The organism is Sphingopyxis sp. (assembly GCF_019459305.1).
Lineage (GTDB): Bacteria > Pseudomonadota > Alphaproteobacteria > Sphingomonadales > Sphingomonadaceae > Sphingopyxis.
The window spans coordinates 1-18846 of the sequence record NZ_JAIBES010000051.1 but is presented as its reverse complement, the minus strand read 5'-3'; the positions used below and the strand labels follow the sequence as shown (position 1 = coordinate 18846).

Here is an 18846-nt window from a genome sequence, read left to right as displayed (position 1 = left end):
ACGTGCTTTGGGGTGGTAAGGTGCCGTTCGCCTTACCTTCGCCCCCCCCCAGGCGGCGCCCGCAAACCGCCAAAACCCCCCGCACACAGTAAAAACAAAACCGCCCCCCCCGCGCGCCCCCCCCCCACGACTGGTTTTGGTCGTTAGCGGCCACAAGCCTACAGCCGAACGAGCATTTTCCCCATATTGGCGCCTGTGAACAGCCCCAAAAAAGCATCAGGCACTGATTCTATCCCGTCGTGCACGGTTTCGCGCATCGTCACCGCGCCGCTGGCGATCAGCCCGCCCATGTCGGCATAAAATTCTTCCATGCAGTCGAAGAACTGGTCGGTGTAGATAAAACCTTCCATGCGGATCCGCGCCGGGATCGTGCGGATGATATATTTCATCTCCTGTGCCTTGCCGTCATTATAGACGTCGATCATCCCGCAGATCGCAAAGCGCGCGAAATCATTGGCGGTCGCAAAGGCGGCGTCGAGATGTTCGCCGCCGACGTTGTCGAAATAAACGTCAATGCCGGGTTTGCCGAGGTCGGCGAGCGCTTGGTTCAATCCCGTCAGCACTGGCGCCGCCTTGTAATCGACGACTGCATCGGCGCCCAGATCCTTGACCCACGCGCATTTTTCGGCGCCGCCTGCCGATCCGATGACGGTCATCTCGCGCGCCTTCGCGATCTGCACCACCGCCGATCCGACCGCGCCCGCCGCCGCCGAGACAAAAATTGTGTCGCCAGGCTTCGCTGCAGCGACGCGGAGCAGGCCGATCCAGGCGGTGCCGCCGGTCAGCCCCATATTGTGCAGGAAGGTCTGCGGGGTCAGCCCCGCCGCCAGCGCATCGGCGGGCAGCTTGTTCGGCATCATGTCAAGGCCGACGACGCCGCCATCGCGCCAGCCGCCCATATGCAGGATCATGTCGCCGGGCGAGAATCCCTCCATCCGACTTTCCACCACTTCGCCGATCGCGCCGCCGGTCATCGGCTGGTCGATCTGAAAACTTGCGGCATAGCTTTTAGCATCGTTCATCCGCCCGCGCATATAGGGATCGACCGACAGCCAGCGGTTCCGGACGCGAAGCTGGTCTGGTTCGAGCGGCGCGTCCGGCAGCTCGCGCAGCGCGAAATTGTGCATCGCCGGAAGCCCTTGCGGGCGGCTGATTAAATGCCAGGCTTTGCTCATCGGAACCCCCATTCCCTGATTTTGCATGGCGGTGACGGCGGTGGTCAGAAAAGCCGTTGCCACTGCAATGCGGTGCGTTTATTACGCGGCGGTCGCGGGGCCGTAGCTCAGATGGGAGAGCGCTGCAATCGCACTGCAGAGGTCAGGGGTTCGATTCCCCTCGGCTCCACCATTATTTGAATGACCTAGCGACAAAGTTTTATTTCCGTATGGAACAAATATGAAAAACGGGTGCAAGCCGTTTGCTCAAACTCGCTGCATTGATCGCTCGGGAAAGTAGGCCAGATCCTCCGTCATAAGTGCAACTGCTCAGCAATCCTTTCGAAATAGAGCGCGGACTCAAGAAAGGGCAGACGTGCGATAACAGGCGCCGTCGAAGGTCGAAGCGAAAAACTCTGTCCAATCAATATTCGACGGTCGATCGCTCAGTTCGATGGTTATGTGATCGCTCCACCCGGGCGGCAGAACCACCCCGGCGACGGGCGACTTGACCTGGACCGGCGCGGCGCCCCGCGAAAGTGCGGCGGCGCAATTATTTCCCCGCGCGTGTGCCACACGCTCCTCCCAGGTCCTCGCGACGCCGGGGGTAGACAGCCATTCGACCTACGTCGCGCTGTCCAGGCATCGCGAGACGGTTGATCTCTATTGTGGCCGAGACGATTTTGCTAACCAGTCGAAACTCGTCCGCGTCGCCTCGCGTGAGCGCGGCAAGGATATGGCGAGCGATTATCGACCCAAAGAAGCCGCGGCTAAACCGAAGCGCGGCATGTTCGACGATCTGAAGCTCACCGTCTCGCGCAACAAGGAGCTCGGCGAAGATGCGCCTGCGAAGCCCCGCCCAGTCAAACTTCCCGAGGTGCGCGTCGGCGCCCGTTCGCTCGATCCCGCGGCTTCGCGTTCGCCGCTCGACACTGCGATCGAGCGCTTTGCGCGCGTGACGAAAGAGGTCGTCGATGTGCGCCGCGTCGGCGGCAAGGAACTGCCGCACGAGCTCGACACCTACCGCAAAGCCCGGCAGGAGCTCGATGCCGTGCGTCCCGGCGGTGCGAACGATCTGCGCGAGGCGTTCGGTAAAAGCTACAAGCTGACCAGCGAGGCCGCCGCAGGACGGACGGCGGGGGCGATCACGGCGATGGACCGGCAGGTTGGCACCGCGAAAGCCGCGCGCGCCGCCGAGCGAGCGCGGACCGCGCGGCGCGCGCAAGGCACCGACCTATGCGGCGCGGGACGAGGCGCGCGCCAACCTCAACGACATGGCGAAGAGCCTGCACCGCGACCCGCAGCTCGAGTCGCTGCTCCGGGGGCGCCGCGCCGAGCTGGGCCTGAAATCTTCTGGGACAGGATCGTTGTCTCACGATCTCCAGCGCCATCTCGGCCTCTCGCGCGGCATGGGGATGTCGATGTAGGCTGATGCCATGACAACAAAACTTCCCCGCTCGACCACGCCCTCAAGCAATGCTGCCCCATTGGCGCGCGCGGCGATCGGGTCAGCCGCAGTGCAAGGATGCCCCGGACTGCTCATCCCGTCCTTGTCGCGCACCGCGATGCTAGACACCCGGACATGCGGCCTCTCGGCGCACCAGATCGGCCCGTCGCCGTCCCACACCGCGGTTGGGGTGCAGTTGAACGATTGTCCGGCAGGAACGGCGGCGAGCAAGAGGGAGAACATCATGGGTTGGCTTTAGCCTCTTCGATCGATCGCCGCAGCCCTTCGGGCGTGACCCACCACAGTTCCGCGAGCAATTCCAACTCATCCGGGGTTGGCTCAGCGTCATCGTTCAGCTCGTTGATCCGCTTGCGCGATATTCCCGTCCTTTTCGTAATTGTCTGCCACGGCGTACACATCTGCCCGACCCAGGCCGTCAGCCAGTGGTCGCCATCGGCAATCCATTTCGCAACCGGGTGATCTGGCGTGTAGGCTCGGATCTCTTTCGCGACGGCGCGCTCCCCTTTTCGATAAACCATGTCAGTCGTCGAAAAGACGGGCGCGAATGTCCGACGCGACGACATTGAGCGTCGTGGCACGGGTCAGCAGTTCGGCATTGCCCGTCGCTGCAGCGCGATCGGTAAATTGTTCGGCCCGATGTTCGATATAGTCGGCGATGCGGTCGGTCACCGGCTTGCCGTTATGTCCCGGTGTCATATCTTGGTCGGATCCTTGTCATGGACCTGCCATTCGTCCAGCGCCCATTCCACCACGCCGAGCATGAGATAGGGTTCAGCGCGGTTGGGGGCGAGCCGTTCGATCACGCGGCGGGCGGCGGCTTCTGCTTCGCGGCAGGCATTTAAATGCGCCATGTTGAGGCCAAAGTCAGAGGGGTCGGCACTGTCGAGCACGCCCTTGTCATCCATGCCTTCCAGCGTGAACTGCGCAACGCGGGCTTCCAGGGGGGACACGCCTTCCAGATCGAGCATGGCCAACGCGGCAGCGGTCGCTTCGTCCCTGATCGCGGGCGCAACGTCATCGACGTCCCATATCTCAAGCCCGCGATATCTGCGGTCGATCGTTTCCATCTTTCAAACTCCGACTCGAATCCCTCTTGCCCATTGTTCCGCTTTCGTTCTCATCTGTCGAGTCATGAGTCGGACCCTCGTTAACCCCATCAGCAGCCTGTTCGATGTCGCATGCCGGCATCACACGGTGAAGGTGTCGTGTACGTGCGGGAACGTCGGCATCTTCGATCCGCATGCGCTGTGGTATCTGTTCGAGCGCAAAGGCTGGAATGACCGCTTGCCCGCAGTGCGCAAACGCATGCGCTGCCTGCAATGCTATTATGCCAAACGGCAGCTGACGCTTGCGACGCTGGAGCTGGTGACCATCGATCACACCCGCCAGCTGCCGATGCCCGATATCATCGAATGGAAGCGCCAGCTCCGGCGGCGGCGTTAAACACTCAGTCCGAGAGGCTTTCGTCCTCGATCGCCGCGGTAATCATCCGGTCCCAGGTGTCGGCGTCGCCCACCGCAAGCATGCGGCCGCTCGGTTCGCGCAGGGTGCGCAGCACGGCAAGCGCCGCCGGAGCATAGTCGGGCCACAGGTCGTCGACTGCAGTTCCCGCCGACCCCATGTCGCCTTCGGCGTTGCGGCTCAGCGCATGCCCGGCGAGCACGCGGGCAACCCGCTCAACGGGCGCTGTCTTGGCAGCATCATATTCGGCAGTCATGTCGTGTCTCCTTCGCATCGCGAACGCGCGCCCGCCTGACCGGTTGCCGATTGACAGGCCGCGCGGGCAGGGCATGATCGCGGCGTGTGCAATCTCTACACCAACAAGAGCACGGTCCAGGAGATGGCGAACCTGTTCGGGAAGCCGGCGACCTATGGCTTCAACGCGCCCGCCGACGTCTATCCACAATATCCCGGCATCGTCGTGCGCGAAGATCAGGGCCAACGTATCCTCCAGCAGATGACCTGGGGCTTCCCCCGTCACGCGACCAACAAGCGCACCGGCAAACCTAACAAGCCAACCGCAACCAACAATGCCCGCGACGACAAGTTGTGGACGATCTGGCGCCAGTGGTTCACCGACCCCGCCCAGCGCTGCCTGATCCCGTTCACGTCATTCGCCGAGGCCGAGGGCGAGCCCGGCAAGATGACCCGCACCTGGATCCGCGTCGCCGACCAGCCGCTTGCGGCCTGGGCGGGCCTGTGGCGCCCGACCGACGAATGGGGCGACGCCTATGCCGGCGTCATGGTCGATGCGACCACGGAGCTTTGGGATATCCACGACCGGATGCCGGTCATCCTGGCCCCAGACGCACATGACGCCTAGCTACGCGCCGACGCCGAAGAAGCGATGAAGCTGGTGACCCAATATCCTGCCGACAAATTGGTCGTCGAGCGCAAGACGAACCTTGGTTCGCGCGGAAGGCGAAACCGGCAGACGGCGCAACGCTGATCTGATGCCCCGCCTATGGCCGAACCCGAGCGCAAGCGATTCCGAAAGTCCCACGTGGCTTGGGTCGATCCTGGTTTCGCTGGCGGTAATTGCGACCGCGAGTATCTACACCCGCATTCCCAGCTAGTGGGCTGTCTCGTCGCTAAGGGAAACTCGAGCAGGATGAAATGGCAGCAACTCGCCCGATCTCAGCCGTTGGGCGGGGCTCGGCGCAATCCCGAAAACTGCCGTTCATTCAGCCGGTCCCAGCGATGGCCTGACGGCCGATATTGGGACTTTGCGGTCATTCCCCTGCGATGTGTCTTGCGGCAGGTTTCGCCAAGAGCGGACAACCAGCGTTCATCTCACCAGCTCGGCAAAGCCACAGCAACCGGGCCATTAGCGGTCAGTCCGATTTGAGCAGACAGACCGTGTAAAGTTACAGACAATCCTCGTGATGCGCGACTACTCGTGCTTGTCCCATCGCAACTCTTGGTCGGAGGTCGCGACCCTGCTAGCCTATACAGCAGGGGGAACGTATGTTGCAGACTATAACACGACGCTCGGTATTCGTCGCGCTGATGCTGACTGGACTGTTTGTTCTTGGGTTTCTGGCTTTGCTCGCTGCTCTCGGCCCTGACTGGGCTGCATATGTCCCGGCAAGCTGCACTGCCACTCGCTGTTTTTGCGAGGCGCCGCGAACCGGCATGCTGCTGCTGCAGCCGGCGAACACTTGGTCATCTTTCGGCTACGTCCTGATTGGCAGCCTGATGCTTGCACTGCCCTATGATCGCGATCCGGATTCGGCGTTGTCCGGGATTTCTGGGCGCGCACTGGGCGGTACTGCGATCGTGGTCGGCGTGGGATCTGGCTTGCTGCACGCCACCCTGACCTTGTGGGGCCAGTTCTTCGATGTGCTGGGCATGTATCTTGTGGGTTCGTTTCTCCTGGTCTCGGCGATAGCGCGGTGGCGCCGGATCCCCGATAGCGCGGCAGTCGTAATTTATGCTTTGCTTTGCTTGTCGCTTATCGCCATCCTCATCGTTGCCCCTGAAGTTCGCAGATGGCTGTTTGCCATTCTGCTGATCCTGGCGATCGTCATGGAACTGGTCTTTGCGCGCAGGTGGCGACCAGGCGCAAAGATTGCATTCTATCTCTGGGGTCTAGCTGCGACAGCCACTGCGTTCGGCATCTGGGTCCTGGATCAGGATGGTGTGGTTTGCGCGCCTCACAGTCTCCTCCAGGGCCACGCCGTGTGGCACCTGCTCGGTGCGGCTTCGCTTTGGCTTTCCTTCAACTATTACCGCAGCGAGCGTCGGCACGCGGCCCTTTAAACTGAGGATTTGGCAGCTTCCCACCCACTTCCAGTCGTCCGCGGCTTCATGGCGTGCACCCTATAACGGACAGACAGCTTCAGCGAGATTTTTGCCGAAAGCGGAAATTCAGCAAAAGACCCCGTAGCAGCGATCGCGGCTGGTTGGTTCGCAACAGTGGCCGTGCTTCAGATCGGGAACCGACCGGGTTGGGTTTCGATGGTGATCCAGCGCGTTTCTGTGAAGCTGTCTATGCCTTGCTTCCCGCCGAACCTACCATGTCCGGACGCGCCTACACCGCCGAACGGCATCTGCGGCTCATCATGCACAGTCGGGCCGTTGATATGGCAGATCCCCGAATTGATCCGCCGCGCCACGCCTAGGCCTTTGACGATGTCGCTGGTGAAGACTGAGGAGGCGAGGCCATACTGGCTGTCGTTGGCGAGATCCACCGCATGATCGGCATCGCGCGCGCGGATGATCGCCACCACCGGCCCGAAGCTTTCATCGGTGTAGAGTCCCATCTCGGCAGTCACACCGTCGACAACGGTCGCGGGCATGATCACGCTATTGGCCTTACCCCCGGCGATGATCTTTGCGCCCTTGGTCGTGGCATCATCGATCAGGTCGTTGACCGCGTGGACTGTGCGTTCTGCCACCACCGCGCCGAGCGGGGCTGCGCCCTCGCGCGGGTCGCCTGCGGCAATGCTCATGGCCTTGGCTGCGAACTTGGCGACAAAGGCATCGGCGATGGCGTCGACGACGATGATCCGCTCGGTCGACATGCAGATTTGCCCCTGGTTCATGAAGGCACCGAAAGCCGCCGCTGCGACTGCTTCGTCGAGATCAGCATCTTCCAGCACGATCAGCGGGGCCTTGCCGCCCAATTCGAGCACTACCGGCTTCAGATGTTCTGCGGCACGGCGGGCGACGATCCGGCCCTTTTCGGTGCTGCCGGTGAAGTTGATGCGCTTGACTTGCGGCGCGTCGATCAGCGCGCCGACCACCTCGCCCGCATCGGCTGGGGCGTTGGTGACGAGGTTGACGACACCCTCGGGGAATCCCGCCTCAAGGAATGCCTCATAAATCAGTTCGTGGGTGCGTGGGCAGGTTTCACTCGCCTTGAGAATCACGGTGTTGCCGCAGGCGAGCGGGACTGCGATGGCGCGCACCCCCAGCACGATCGGTCCGTTCCAAGGCGCGATCCCAAGGATTACGCCGACCGGTTCCTTCAACGCCATGGCGATGCAGCCGGGCTTGTCGGACGGGATGACCTCCCCGGTGATCTGGGTGGTGATCGCCGCCGCCTCGCGCACGACGCCAGCGGCGAGTTCGACATTGAACATCGCCCAGCCAAAGGTCGCGCCGTTCTCAGCGATCATCGCTTCCGCAAAAGCTTGTGCACGCGCCTCCAATGCGCCTGCTGCCTTCATCAGCAACGCTCGGCGGGTGCCCGGCCCGGTCGCGGCCCAAGCCGGAAATGCAGCGGCAGCGCGCGCCGCGATGGCGGGCATATCTGCCGCCGTCATAGCCGGCGCAGAGGATGCAACCTCGCCGGTCACAGGATTCATTCTTTTAAACAGCATTCAAATACCCCCCAATTCCCCTCACCGCTCATGTGAGACCTACTTGGCGTGTTGGCAAATGATTGGTGCAAAGCTGGCACCGTGGACGCCAACCAATCGTCTTTTCTGGGCGAATGTAGCTCAGGCTCCGAGGATCTTGGCAATTCGCACAGGTGGTGGGACCGTTTTCGCCGAAGGATTTCGCCCCGACCTTTGAAATGGAATGCACCGCAAAAGTGGCAGCCTCCCACCCATCACCGGTCATGAGGACGATTGATACGCGATCCCGAAAGCAGCCCCGATAGCAGCATGTCGGCTTCGGGCGAAGCCAGACGTTCAATATGGCGAACTTGAACGACCGACTCTGGGTTGGAACGGTCGGCTCACCTTAATGGTGCGGAACGGTAGGTCCCCCTTTCGATCTCTGAAACCTGGCAGTCAACTATCGGCCATTAATGCGCCTTCGCCACGGTTCGATTGCGACCCGTCTTTTTCGCCAGATAGAGGCGACTATCCGCCACCCCCACGGCGGCGACAGGATCGTCGCCCAATTCCGCGACGCCGCCACTGATCGTCACTTTCGCTCCCGGAACCGCCGATAAGGTGGACACCTCCTCGCGGACACATTCAATGATTTGCCATCCGGCAGCAATGTCGCATTCCAGAAGAAGCACGAATTCGTCCCCACCCAAACGCGCAATGAAATGGCCGTCTCCGGCAACGCAGAGGGCTACCGCGGCGACGTCTTTAAGTACGCGGTCACCGACCTGATGGCCCCAACGATCATTGATGGATTTAAAATCATCGACGTCGATTATCGCAATGCAGGCGGGTGCGCCTGTCATCCGGCGCCTCGCGAGCGCCTCATCAAATCCTGCTCGATTGGCAACCCTTGTCAGGGGATCGGTCACAGCGAGGCGCGCAATTTCCCCCTCGCGGGCTCGCTGGCGGGTGACATCCCTGATCATCGCAACCGTTCCTACGACCTGGTCATTGGAAAGTACGGCCTTAACGGCCGCTTCCAGCGTGCGTGTCGGCAAACGGGCGGGATGAAAATCTGCCAGATGGGCTGCCGATGGTGTTGCGAGCGCCGCATCCGAAAGATTGGCAAGCATGGGGCTCACCAGCACCGATAGTTCGTCGATCGGTGCGTCGCGGCACATATCTGTGCTCAGTCCGAACAGGCTATCGGTCGCGCCATCCACCCATTGACAGCGACCACGTGCGTCGAAGCTCAGGATTGCGTCGGGGGAATTTTCCAAGATCATCGCAAGCAATTCTTCGCGGCGTGCGGCATCCGCCAAAGCTTCCGAGCGCGAAGCGACGAGGGCCGCCACGGGCAGAGCCGTCGCGAGCATCGCGGCGAGATAGGATTGAAAGAAGATCGCCTCGAAAACCGGCTCACGGTGAATAAGCGCAATGGGCCCAACATGATAGACGGCGGAAAGCGCGCCAAATATCCCCACCAATACGACGCCGGCCTGGGTCGCAAGACGTCCGGACCTGATGGCAAGGATAAGAAGACTGCAAAGCGGAGCGAACAGGAGCGGCAGGCCGCTCTGGCTGAATGTCACGGCGCTCACTGCGCCGTGGAAGAGAAGGAGCGCGCCGTCTTCCAGTCGCTGCCGAGGCAGCCGGGCTTTGATCGCTTTGACGTAGCTCCCGTCGAACCATGACTTAAGAAATGGCGTCAAGATAACGAAGCCCAGAGCATTGCCAGCATACCAGCGCGCAAACGAGGGGAGAAAGCTCTCGCCATAGTTCACGACCGAGACTGCGGAGCCGATGATTGCACCCGCCGCAGGGGCAATGATGCCGGCCCAATATAGAAAGCTCAAGGCGGTCGGCGTGTCGGCAAGAATATCGATATTCTCGGATCTCCGGCGCATTATCCAGCCCGCCAGCAGAACCTGCCCCATATTGATGCCGCCGTAGAGGAGAATGCCCGGAGCCCAGTCGCGGGTGAGCGCGTTCGCCGCAAGATTGGCCGCCCATCCGAATAGGAGGGACAGTGGCCATTCCGACTTGGGTCTGCTGAGCAGCACGGCCAGTACTGCGGCATCGGCAAGCCAGACTGTCGCATGGCTTCGACCATCACTGGTAAGCAGGATCGTGATGGTCGCGAACGCGAAATACAGAAAAGCGCCTGCGAGGGCGGGCGCGATCGTCAGCCGTTCGGGAGGTGCGACCAAAGTGGCTTTGTCAGACGGCATCGCAACCCAGTTCGTTGGAAGGCTCGGGGCCATACAGCAAACCCAACCAGCAAGATAGCAAGGCCTCCTTTACGGCCCGTGAGGCCTTTGCTTTAGGCAACTCGAAGATGAACGCGGAGCAGCGTTTTGTAAGGGTTGATTGATCGTACATTCCATCGCCGGGATAACGGCAGGCGGCGCGCGCGAGCCCGCGCATGCGACTGGAAAATGCTGGATAACGGCTTTTCAATAATATGCTGTCATTGGCCTCCCATCGAGCAGGTGGGGACCAACCTTGAAACAAGATGAAATAGGCGCGCCGATATCGGCGCACGGCTGGACGCAGGGATGGGGGCTGTCGGTTCTCGACCTAGCATCGGACCGGCGGGCAAGCGAGCGCAACGGACCATCGCGGCGCGGTAGTCCACGCGTGGAAGTCGAGGCCGCTGTCCGGCTTCGCGGGGCCGCGCAGGGTGCCATTGATGCCCGGATCTTCAATCTGTCAGCAGGAGGCTGCGGGCTCGTCCTGAAAGCCGGCATGTTCAACGCAGGTGATCTCGTAACGATCAAGATCGAGGGCGTGGAGCATTGGCCCGGCACGGTGAAATGGTGTGTCGGCCAGGAAGCCGGAATTGCCTTCGATCGTCCATTCTATCCGGCGGTGTTCGACGCGATCGTGGCGGTCCATCGGGCTATTTAGGCAGATGCGGCGCAATGATCTTTGCGCCGTCATCCTGTCACTTTGGGAGGGGCACATTGCCTGCGCAGGCTCGTTCGGCAATCTTGTTCTGCGAAGAACTCAACGCTTGAAGCTGGCTCCGGGAACCTAGACCCGGCTCGCGGCGTATCGTCGCCGAGCTTCAAAACAGCATGGATTGAATGCTTTCCACCGGGCCGCGCTGTTGCGCGGTCCGGCCTAACTCGACGCGGCGGGTCCGATGGCGGTTTGCTCTCTAAATAGGCCTGTCGCTCGTTTTTGTAGGCCTTCGCCCGACGCGGATTGGACTTCCCGGTCGCCGGGAACGCAATGAGGCTTGGCGAGTTCGCTACCGCATGCAGAACGCCTCCTCACAATCGGCCGGTTCCTCATTTGATGTCGCGCTCGTGATATTTGCGGCGATCCTTCAGATCGCCGTCTCCTTTCTGTCGAGCCTCGGCATCGGCACTCCGATCGGTGAAAATTCAGACCGCGTCTCTACGTTGGTGACGCCGGCTGGCTGGGCCTTCTCGATATGGGGAGCGCTCTATCTCGGAGCTTTGATCTTTGCCGCCTATCAGGCGCTGTCAGCGCAGCGGAACGACGCGCTCATTGCGCAGATCCGCCGTCCGGCCGCTGTTGCCTTTCTCGCCAACGCGAGCTGGGCGACCTATGTCCAGCTGGTCGATGTCACATTTCTGTCGGTCATCATAGTCTTGACCGGGCTTGCCGGTGCCTTGCTGGCGCTGCGACGCCTCTCGAGCTGGCCCCACCAGCTCTCAAAAGGGCAGTTCTGGTGTGCGGCAGTGCCGCTGACCTCACTCGCTGCCTGGCTCACCGCCGCGGCGATCGCCAATATATCCTCCAGCCTTCGCTTTCATGGTGTCGATGCGGAAGCGGCACTGGCGCCGATCGTTGCAGGAGCCGTACTGACCATTGGCGGCCTGATCGCCGGAGCCGCGCTTGCCAAGTCGAAGGGCTGCCCGCCTTACGCGCTCGTCTTTCTCTGGGCGCTCGCCGCGATATTCGCCGAAGGCGGGCAGGGCGCGCCGACTGTGGCCGTCGCGTCCGGGTTCGCTGCGTTGATCGTGATCGCCAGCACGGCCTATGGCCTGCGTCGCAGTCACGGTCATTGGATCCGATAGTCTGAAACGGCGCGCTGGCGGTTGCGCCGTCACGCCTTCATAACGGCGCTATTCTCTCCTGCTGACGAGATTCTTGCGCCCGCTTCGCTCACCGCGTCGAGTAGCAGCTTCATTCCATAAGGCTTCGCTAGCAGACGCGCATCCGCAAGCGCCGGAGCCATTGCGGAATCCCCCGTCGCGAAGACCAGCCCGATTGCGGGATGCAGCGCGCGCGCTTCGGATGCGAGCGTGACCCCCGACGAGCCGGGGAGGTTGATGTCGGTGACGAGGACATCGATATGCGACGTCTGCAAGGCGATCATCGCCTCTTCGGCGCTTCCGGCCTCGATCACGAGCAAGCCCGACTGTTTCAGCATTTCGGCGGTGTTCATCAGGATGAGACTGTCGTCCTCGACGAGCAATATTGTGCCGCGTGTCAGCGCAGCGGGAAGCGCCCTGCTAGCCGGCGCTTCGTCCCGCTGCCCCGTGGCAGTCGCGCGCGCTTCGCCAGCCTGCTGGCGGTTGGCGACGACATGGCGCAAGCGGCGCGCGAGCGCCTCGCGGGTGTATGGCTTCGACAGAAGCTCGACGCCTACGTCGAGCTTCCCGCCATGTACGATGCTGTTCTCGGTATAGCCCGAGGTGAACAGAACGGCGATATATGGCAGCCGTTCGCGCGCCCTGCGCGCAAGCTCGGGACTTTTTAGCGTTCCCGGCATCACGACATCGGTGAACAGGATATCGATCGGCATCCCGCTCTCGAGGATGATGAGCGCGGCGTCGGCGTCGGGCGCCTTGACCACCTTGTAGCCGAGATCGGATAACATTTCGACGACAGTGGCGCGTACATCCTCGTCATCCTCGACGACGAGCACCGTCTCGCTGCCGCCGACCACCGGGCCGGCTGCAATTTGGACCTCGGCATCCTCACTCGCGAGCGAGCGCGGCAGATAGATCCGCACCGTCGTGCCTTCGCCGGGCTCGGAATAGATTTTGACGTGGCCGCCCGATTGCTTGACGAACCCATAGACCATGGACAGGCCAAGGCCCGATCCCTTGCCCTCGACCTTGGTCGAGAAGAAGGGCTCGAACACTTTTTCTACGATCTCCGGGGTCATGCCGCAGCCAGTGTCCGACACCGCAAGCATGACATATTGCCCCGCCTCGACTTCATCATGCACGACGGCATAATCAGCGTCGAGGAAGGCATTCCCCACTTCGACGGTCAATTGCCCGTGGCCGTCCATCGCATCGCGCGCATTGATCGCAAGATTGAGCAGCGCGTTTTCGACCTGGGCCGGGTCGACGAAGGTATTCCAGAGGCCGCCGCCGACGATCGTCTCGATTACGACGCCTTCGCCGAGTGCATGCCGCAGCATGTCGTCCATGCCGCGCACGAAGCGGCTAACATTGACCACCTTGGGCTCGAGTGTCTGTCGGCGGCCGAAGGCGAGCAACTGGCTTGCGAGCTTGGCGCCGCGGGCGACGCCCGCTTCGGCATTCGCCAGCCGCGCTTCGGCTTTCTCGTTCCCGGCCACATCGCGCGCGAGCAGCTGAAGGTTGCCGGATATGACCTGAAGCAGATTGTTGAAGTCGTGCGCCACACCGCCGGTGAGCTTGCCGAGCGACTCCATTTTTTGCGCCCGTGCGAGCTTGGCTTCGGCCTGACGGCGCTCGTCGATCTCAGCGATGACGCGGGTTTCGAGGTTGGCGTTCAGTTCGCGCAGTGCCGCTTCGGCCGCGCGCTGGTGCGTGATGTCGGTGTGCACACCGACCCATTCGCGAATTTCACCGTCGTCGCCGACGATGGGAAGCGCGCGGATCGCAAAGTTGCGCCAGGTCCCGCAGTGACGGCGTACCCGATGTTCGTGAACATACATGGATTTGCGGGCGACCGCAGCGTTCCAGCTGTCAATCGACGCCTGGCGGTCATCGTCATGAACCGCGTTCGCCCAGCCGAACTCCTGATACGCCGCGAAGCTTTGCCCTGTGAGTGCCGCCCAGCTTGGCTGCTCACCAAGCATGCGCCCGTCCGCGCTGTTGGTCCACAAGACGCCGTGCACGGCTTCCATGGCGGTGCAAAAACGAAAATTGCTGGCGGCGAGGCTGCGTTCCAGCGCAACGCGGTTGCTGTTGTCCATACAGGTGCACATGACGCCGGCGACCGCACCGTCAGCCTCATAAACCGGGGTATAGAACAGATCGAAGGTGACCGTCTCGAGTCCCACGCCGCGATCGAGGACCAGCGGTTGATCCCGATAGGCAAGCTGTTCACCCCGAAACCCCGCTGCCAATATCTCGCGGTTCCAGTCCCAAATCTCTGGCCATATATCAGGAACGGTGCCGCCAAGCGCAGCGGGATGCTTGTCGCCTGCGATGGCAATGTAAGCGTCATTATAGATCATGACGTGATCCGGTCCCCACATCAGGACCTTGGCGACGGGAGAATTGACGATGTTGGCGACGGTTGCGCGCAGCTCCAGCGACCAAAGGTCGACAGGGCCAAGCGGCGAGCCGCTCCAGTCGCGCGTCCGGATGATCGCGCCGCACGCACCGCCGGCGACAGGCCAGTCGCCGCGGCGCAAAGCCGGAAGGAGCAGGCGCCGGGCCGCTTCGAGAAGCTCGCTCTCGCCAAGGTGTCCGTTAGCGAGACATTCGGCTGCGAGGCTGTCCCATTCGGCTAGGAAGTTGGGCTGCGGGATGGGAGGATTGGCCATGAGCGTGCCTCAGCGGATCGCCGCGAATTGTCAATTGCTAAGGATTGAAGCCGGTACGCTGTCCATATACATCAGCCTGAGTTGTGAACGGCGGCTAACTGATATCGGCGTCCAAAAGCGGTCGGGCAGTTGCCAGCCAGCTGTCGTCAGAAGCGGCCTAACAACTGGTCTGGTCCTTCTTCGAAACGGACAAGAGGCAGCGCTGCATCGATCGTGAATGCCTGAACGATATCGGCGAGGATTGAGGCCGCTAGCGTAGAGGGGTCTCTCGTCGAAGGCACGAGCCCGATTGGTGAGCGTATCGCCTGGATTGCGACGTCCGGAACACCCGATGCGACGAGCATCTCGCAGCGCTTTTTGTGCGAAAACCGACTGCCGAGCGCCCCGAGATAGAATTTGGGTAGAGCAAGAGCCCATGGGATCAGGGCCTCTTCCCAGTCCCTATCGTGAAAGACAAATATAATCGCGGACCAAGGGTCGGTAGCAAGCCGGGGCTGGGCCGCGCGAAATTCGAGAAGAGTCGCCTCGATTGATTTGGCGCGCAGGGTGCGAATATCCCGCGCTGATGGCGAATAAGCCTCGGTTTGAGCGCCGAAGGCGTGAGCAAGTTGCGCCGTGGCGGTGAGTTCCTCGCCTTGGCCAAACAGGACGAGCCGCAGCCGCGGGGTATAGGTCATCACGAACGTGTCGCCGCGCCAGCCTGTCGGGCGGCTTGCCTCGCCGACGCGGACGCCATCCGCGGCGATTTCGAGCGATACCGGTTCGCGGCGGTTGAGACGTGAAATGGCCTCCGCGATGGCTGCCGAATTTGGATTTGGTGTGAAGAGCAGGTCGATGCCGCCGCCGCACGGCAAACGAATATCGAAATAGGGAGACCCTGCGCCGAAGCGCACCTGCCGAGGACTTCTGCTGGCAAGCGCGGCCAGAGCCTCCTCCGCAACAGCGGCTTCGATGCATCCGCCCGACAGCGATCCGATATAATCTCCGTCCGCCGCGACCGCCATCTGGGCGCCAAGCGCGCGAGGCGATGCACCGGAAATGCCAACGAGCGTAACTAGGACACTTCCGTGGCCGTCGTGCGAACAGGCACTCAGATATCTGAGGATATCCTCCGGCGAGCTTGCGAGGCCCGTCATTTTCGACAACCATCGTGTCCGGGCGCCAATGGGGCGGCCGCCGGAGTCGATTCAATGACCGATCGTGCCGAAGTTGCCGTGCTCTTGCTCGCAGCAGGGCAGTCTGGACGCTTCGGCAGTGACAAGTTGCTTGCGCCTCTGGGCGGTGCGCCGGTGGCGCTCCACGCTGCGAGACGGTTGGCCGAACTTGGGACAGGATGGAAGATCGCCGTCTGCCGCGAGGCGAGCCCGCTTAACCGGGATTTGGGAGCGCTCGGTTTTGACATCGTCGTCAATCCTGAACCCTCTCGCGGGTTGTCTTCGTCGCTGGCGTTGGGCATCGAACGAGCAGACACGGTCGGTGCGAGGGCCGTGCTTGTTGCGTTGGGCGATATGCCGTTCGTCAGCCCAGCCCATTTTGCCGCGCTGGTCGCAGCTTTTGATCCAGTCACTGCGCCGATCGTTGCATCGGACAGGGCAGGCGTGGCCATGCCGCCCGCCCTGTTCGACAAGACTGTTTTCGCAGATTTGCGCAAGGGCGAGGGCGACGAAGGCGCGCGAGCCCTGATCCGTAGGGCTGCACTCGTCGCAGCCGACCCGAACGAGCTCGCCGACATCGATCGGCCCGACGATATCCGATAGGATCGGCCGATCGTCACGCGATGTCCGGTAGCTTGTCGATCAGCTTATCGAGCGTGACGGGATAGTTGCGCACGCGAATCCCGGTCGCATGATAGACCGCGTTCGCGACCGCGGCTGCGACGCCGCAAATCCCAAGCTCGCCAACGCCTTTTGCTTTCATCGGCGACGTGGTCGGATCGACCTCGTCGAGGAAGATGACCTCTTGCGACGGAATGTCGGCGTGGACGGGCACTTCGTAGCTGGCAAGGTCGTGGTTGACGAAAAAGCCGAACCTCTTGTCGACCGCCAGCTCTTCCATCAGCGCAGCGCCGGCCCCCATCGTCATTGCGCCGATGACCTGGCTTCTGGCAGCTTTGGGATTGAGGATGCGACCCGCTGCGCAGACTGCAAGCATGCGCCGGATCCGGATTTCGCCGGTCGCCGCATCGACCGCGGTTTCGACGAAATGCGCGCCGAAGGTCGATTGCTGGAATTTCTCGCCGAGATCGCCATATTCCATCAGATCCTCGGCCACGATCTCACCGCTTGTAGCCGCCTTTGCTAGCGGGACGCTTTTACCGCCCGAGCGGACTTTGCCCTTATCGAACACCGCATCGGCGGGGTCGAACCTTAGCCTTTCGATTATCGCGTTGCGCAGCTTCGTACATGCGGCATAAACGCCCGCGGTCGAGCTGTTCGCGCCCCATTGGCCGCCTGAGCCTGCCGAAACCGGGAAGAGCGAGTCCCCGAGACGAACCTCGACCTGCGTCATCGGCACGCCGAGCATCTCGGCGGCGGTCTGTGCGATGATCGTGTAGCTGCCGGTGCCGATGTCTGTCATGTCGGTTTCGACGATGACCATGCCATTGCGGTCGAGGCGCACGCGCGCGGCCGATTTCTCGTTGATGTTGTTCCGAAACGCGGCGGCGACGCCTGTGCCGACAAGCCAGCGGCCGTCGCGCGTCAGGCCCGGTTTGGGATTGCGGTCTTTCCAGCCGAACTTTTCGGCGCCCATAGTCAGGCATTCGTTCAAGCGCCGCTGCGAAAAGGGCCGCTCGGGCTTTTCAGGGTCGACTTGTGTGTCGTTGAGGATGCGGAAAGCGACCGGATCGATGCCAAGCTTTTCGGCCATCTCGTCGATCGCGACTTCCAAGGCCATCAAGCCCGGCGCCTCGCCGGGAGCGCGCATCGCGTTGCCTTCAGGCAGGTCTAGGACAGCAAGCCGCATCGCGGTCATGCGGTGTGGTGCGGCATAGAGAAGTCGCGTCTGTCCGACCGCGGTTTCGGGACCGCCTCCCTTGAGATCGCCCGACCAGCTCTCATGGCCGATCGCTGTGAGCTTGCCGTCGGTGGTGGCGCCGAGCCGGATGCGCTGGATTGTCGCGGGGCGGTGCGTAGTATTGTTGATAATCAGCGGCCGTTGCAACGCGACCTTGACCGGTCGCCCCGCTGCCTTCGCGCCGAGCGCTGCGAGGATCGCCTCCGCACGGACAAACAATTTTCCGCCGAAACCGCCCCCGATATAAGGTGATACGAGCCGGACCTTTTCCTTGGGGATTCCCAGCGTCTTTGCGACGTCGCCGACCGACCAGGCGATCATTTGGTTGGATGTCCAAAGCGTCAGCTTGTCGCCGTCCCAGCTCGCGATCGAAGCATGCGGTTCCATCATCGCATGGCTGTGATCGGGGGTGGTGTAACGGGCATCGAGCTTGACCGGCGCGTTGGCGAAAGCCGCATCGAAATCGCCGAACCGGCTGTCGGCTTCGGTGCCAAAGGAAGCAGGGGGTTTGATCGCGCTATCGAGCGACCGGGCGAGATCGAAATTGCCCTTGCTGCGCGTATATTGGACGCGGACGAGCGCAGCGGCCGCACGAGCCTGTTCGAAGCTTTCGGCGACGACCAGCGCGACCGCTTGATGATAATGCTGAATCTCGGGCCCGCCCAGCAGCTTTGCGGTATTGAAATCACCCTTGCCGAGCATTCCTGCGCTGGCGGCGGTTACGACGGCGAGAACGCCAGGCGCCGCCTCTGCCTCATTTAAGTCGATCGATGCGATCTGTCCTTTGGCGATCGCCGAACCGACGACATAGCCATAGGCCTGGTTCGGGACGACATCGTGCCGTTCGTAGGCATAGGGCGCTGTGCCACTGGTCTTCAGCGGTCCATCTATTCGATCGGTGGGTTTGCCGATGATTTTCAGCTGGTCGATCGGGTTGTCGGTCGCGGGCGTGTCGAACTTCATGGCTCAACCCTTCGCTTGTGCCAGCACACTGGCGAGCGTGCGCTCGACCAGAGGAAGCTTATAGGCATTTTCATGGGTCGTCTTCGCGCCCGCGAGCAGCGCCGCTGTCGCGGCCTTGGCCCCGCGCGGCAGCTCGGCATCGGCCGTCCTTGCCCGCCACGGCTTGTATCCTACCCCGCCCAGCGCGACCCGGCCGCTGCCGTCGCGCTG

General features: G+C 62.1%; 17 protein-coding genes, 1 tRNA gene and 2 pseudogenes. 8 read left to right on the top strand and 12 right to left on the bottom strand.

The features are described 5' to 3' along the window. Window positions 1-158: 158 nt before the first annotated feature. Window positions 159-1175, bottom strand: coding sequence for an NADP-dependent oxidoreductase (locus tag K0M74_RS05865; RefSeq protein WP_293969090.1), 1017 nt, complete (start codon window positions 1173-1175; stop codon window positions 159-161). A gap of 96 nt (window positions 1176-1271) precedes the next feature. On the opposite strand from K0M74_RS05865, the gene K0M74_RS05860 reads away from it, so the two are divergent. Beyond that, window positions 1272-1347 (top strand) — tRNA-Ala (locus K0M74_RS05860). Window positions 1348-1662: 315 nt separating this feature from the next. Further along, window positions 1663-2586, top strand: a complete 924-nt coding sequence (locus K0M74_RS05855; protein ID WP_293969087.1) for a hypothetical protein — start codon at window positions 1663-1665, stop codon at window positions 2584-2586. A gap of 257 nt (window positions 2587-2843) precedes the next feature. On the opposite strand, the gene K0M74_RS05850 is transcribed toward K0M74_RS05855, so the two are convergent. The 3 genes from K0M74_RS05850 to K0M74_RS05840 are packed head-to-tail and all read right to left on the bottom strand — an operon-like array spanning window position 2844 to window position 3689. Beyond that, the gene (locus tag K0M74_RS05850) at window positions 2844-3140 is read right to left on the bottom strand and encodes a hypothetical protein (protein WP_293969084.1); all 297 of its coding nucleotides are present in this window, start codon (window positions 3138-3140) and stop codon (window positions 2844-2846) included. 1 nt (window position 3141) lies between these two features. Continuing rightward, the gene (locus K0M74_RS05845; RefSeq protein WP_293969081.1) at window positions 3142-3318 is read right to left on the bottom strand and encodes a hypothetical protein; all 177 of its coding nucleotides are present in this window, start codon (window positions 3316-3318) and stop codon (window positions 3142-3144) included. Then, the gene (locus tag K0M74_RS05840) at window positions 3315-3689 is read right to left on the bottom strand and encodes a hypothetical protein (RefSeq protein ID WP_293969078.1); all 375 of its coding nucleotides are present in this window, start codon (window positions 3687-3689) and stop codon (window positions 3315-3317) included. Before K0M74_RS05840 ends, K0M74_RS05845 begins: the two co-directional genes overlap by 4 nt. Window positions 3690-3753: 64 nt before the next feature. Between K0M74_RS05840 and K0M74_RS05835 the strand changes: the two genes are divergently transcribed. Next, window positions 3754-4065 carry a hypothetical protein gene (locus K0M74_RS05835; RefSeq protein ID WP_293969075.1) on the top strand — a complete coding sequence of 104 codons (312 nt, stop codon included), beginning with the start codon at window positions 3754-3756 and terminating at the stop codon, window positions 4063-4065. Window positions 4066-4069: 4 nt separating this feature from the next. Here K0M74_RS05835 and K0M74_RS05830 read toward each other — a convergent pair whose 3' ends face one another. Beyond that, the gene (locus K0M74_RS05830) at window positions 4070-4339 is read right to left on the bottom strand and encodes a hypothetical protein (RefSeq protein ID WP_293969072.1); all 270 of its coding nucleotides are present in this window, start codon (window positions 4337-4339) and stop codon (window positions 4070-4072) included. Window positions 4340-4423: 84 nt separating this feature from the next. On the opposite strand from K0M74_RS05830, the gene K0M74_RS05825 reads away from it, so the two are divergent. Together K0M74_RS05825 and K0M74_RS05820 are read left to right on the top strand one after the other, a co-directional pair. Beyond that, on the top strand, window positions 4424-4945 hold the full coding sequence (locus K0M74_RS05825; protein ID WP_293969068.1) for an SOS response-associated peptidase family protein: 522 nt from the start codon (window positions 4424-4426) through the stop codon (window positions 4943-4945). 812 nt (window positions 4946-5757) lie between these two features. Continuing rightward, window positions 5758-6384 carry a ceramidase domain-containing protein gene (locus K0M74_RS05820; RefSeq protein WP_293969065.1) on the top strand — a complete coding sequence of 209 codons (627 nt, stop codon included), beginning with the start codon at window positions 5758-5760 and terminating at the stop codon, window positions 6382-6384. A 167-nt stretch (window positions 6385-6551) separates the two neighbouring features. On the opposite strand, the gene K0M74_RS05815 is transcribed toward K0M74_RS05820, so the two are convergent. Together K0M74_RS05815 and K0M74_RS05810 are read right to left on the bottom strand one after the other, a co-directional pair. Then, a complete protein-coding gene (locus K0M74_RS05815; protein WP_293969062.1) occupies window positions 6552-7949 on the bottom strand; it encodes an aldehyde dehydrogenase in 1398 nt (465 codons plus the stop codon). A gap of 431 nt (window positions 7950-8380) precedes the next feature. Then, complete coding sequence (locus tag K0M74_RS05810; protein WP_293969059.1) at window positions 8381-10141, bottom strand: diguanylate cyclase; 1761 nt, start codon at window positions 10139-10141, stop codon at window positions 8381-8383. A gap of 274 nt (window positions 10142-10415) precedes the next feature. Here K0M74_RS05810 and K0M74_RS05805 point away from each other — a divergent pair, with 274 nt between their 5' ends. Continuing rightward, complete coding sequence (locus K0M74_RS05805) at window positions 10416-10820, top strand: PilZ domain-containing protein (RefSeq protein ID WP_293969056.1); 405 nt, start codon at window positions 10416-10418, stop codon at window positions 10818-10820. 353 nt (window positions 10821-11173) lie between these two features. Beyond that, window positions 11174-11962 (top strand): hypothetical protein, encoded by a 789-nt coding sequence (locus K0M74_RS05800; RefSeq protein ID WP_293969053.1) that lies wholly within the window; start codon window positions 11174-11176, stop codon window positions 11960-11962. A gap of 29 nt (window positions 11963-11991) precedes the next feature. On the opposite strand, the gene K0M74_RS05795 is transcribed toward K0M74_RS05800, so the two are convergent. The 3 genes and pseudogenes from K0M74_RS05795 to K0M74_RS19815 all read right to left on the bottom strand — a co-directional run. Then, window positions 11992-14658: a response regulator gene (locus K0M74_RS05795; RefSeq protein ID WP_293969051.1), complete on the bottom strand. Its 2667-nt coding sequence runs from the start codon at window positions 14656-14658 to the stop codon at window positions 11992-11994. 146 nt (window positions 14659-14804) lie between these two features. Next, window positions 14805-15551, bottom strand: a complete 747-nt coding sequence (locus K0M74_RS05790; RefSeq protein ID WP_293969048.1) for an XdhC family protein — start codon at window positions 15549-15551, stop codon at window positions 14805-14807. Then, window positions 15552-15794 (bottom strand): annotated as a pseudogene (locus tag K0M74_RS19815) (XdhC family protein); the annotation flags it as partial. A 54-nt stretch (window positions 15795-15848) separates the two neighbouring features. Between K0M74_RS19815 and K0M74_RS05785 the strand changes: the two are divergent. After that, a complete protein-coding gene (locus K0M74_RS05785; RefSeq protein ID WP_293969045.1) occupies window positions 15849-16415 on the top strand; it encodes a nucleotidyltransferase family protein in 567 nt (188 codons plus the stop codon). 13 nt (window positions 16416-16428) lie between these two features. Here K0M74_RS05785 and paoC read toward each other — a convergent pair whose 3' ends face one another. After that, window positions 16429-18636: an aldehyde oxidoreductase molybdenum-binding subunit PaoC gene (gene paoC / locus K0M74_RS05780; protein WP_293969042.1), complete on the bottom strand. Its 2208-nt coding sequence runs from the start codon at window positions 18634-18636 to the stop codon at window positions 16429-16431. A 3-nt stretch (window positions 18637-18639) separates the two neighbouring features. Continuing rightward, window positions 18640-18846, bottom strand: a pseudogene (locus K0M74_RS05775) (xanthine dehydrogenase family protein subunit M); the annotation flags it as partial.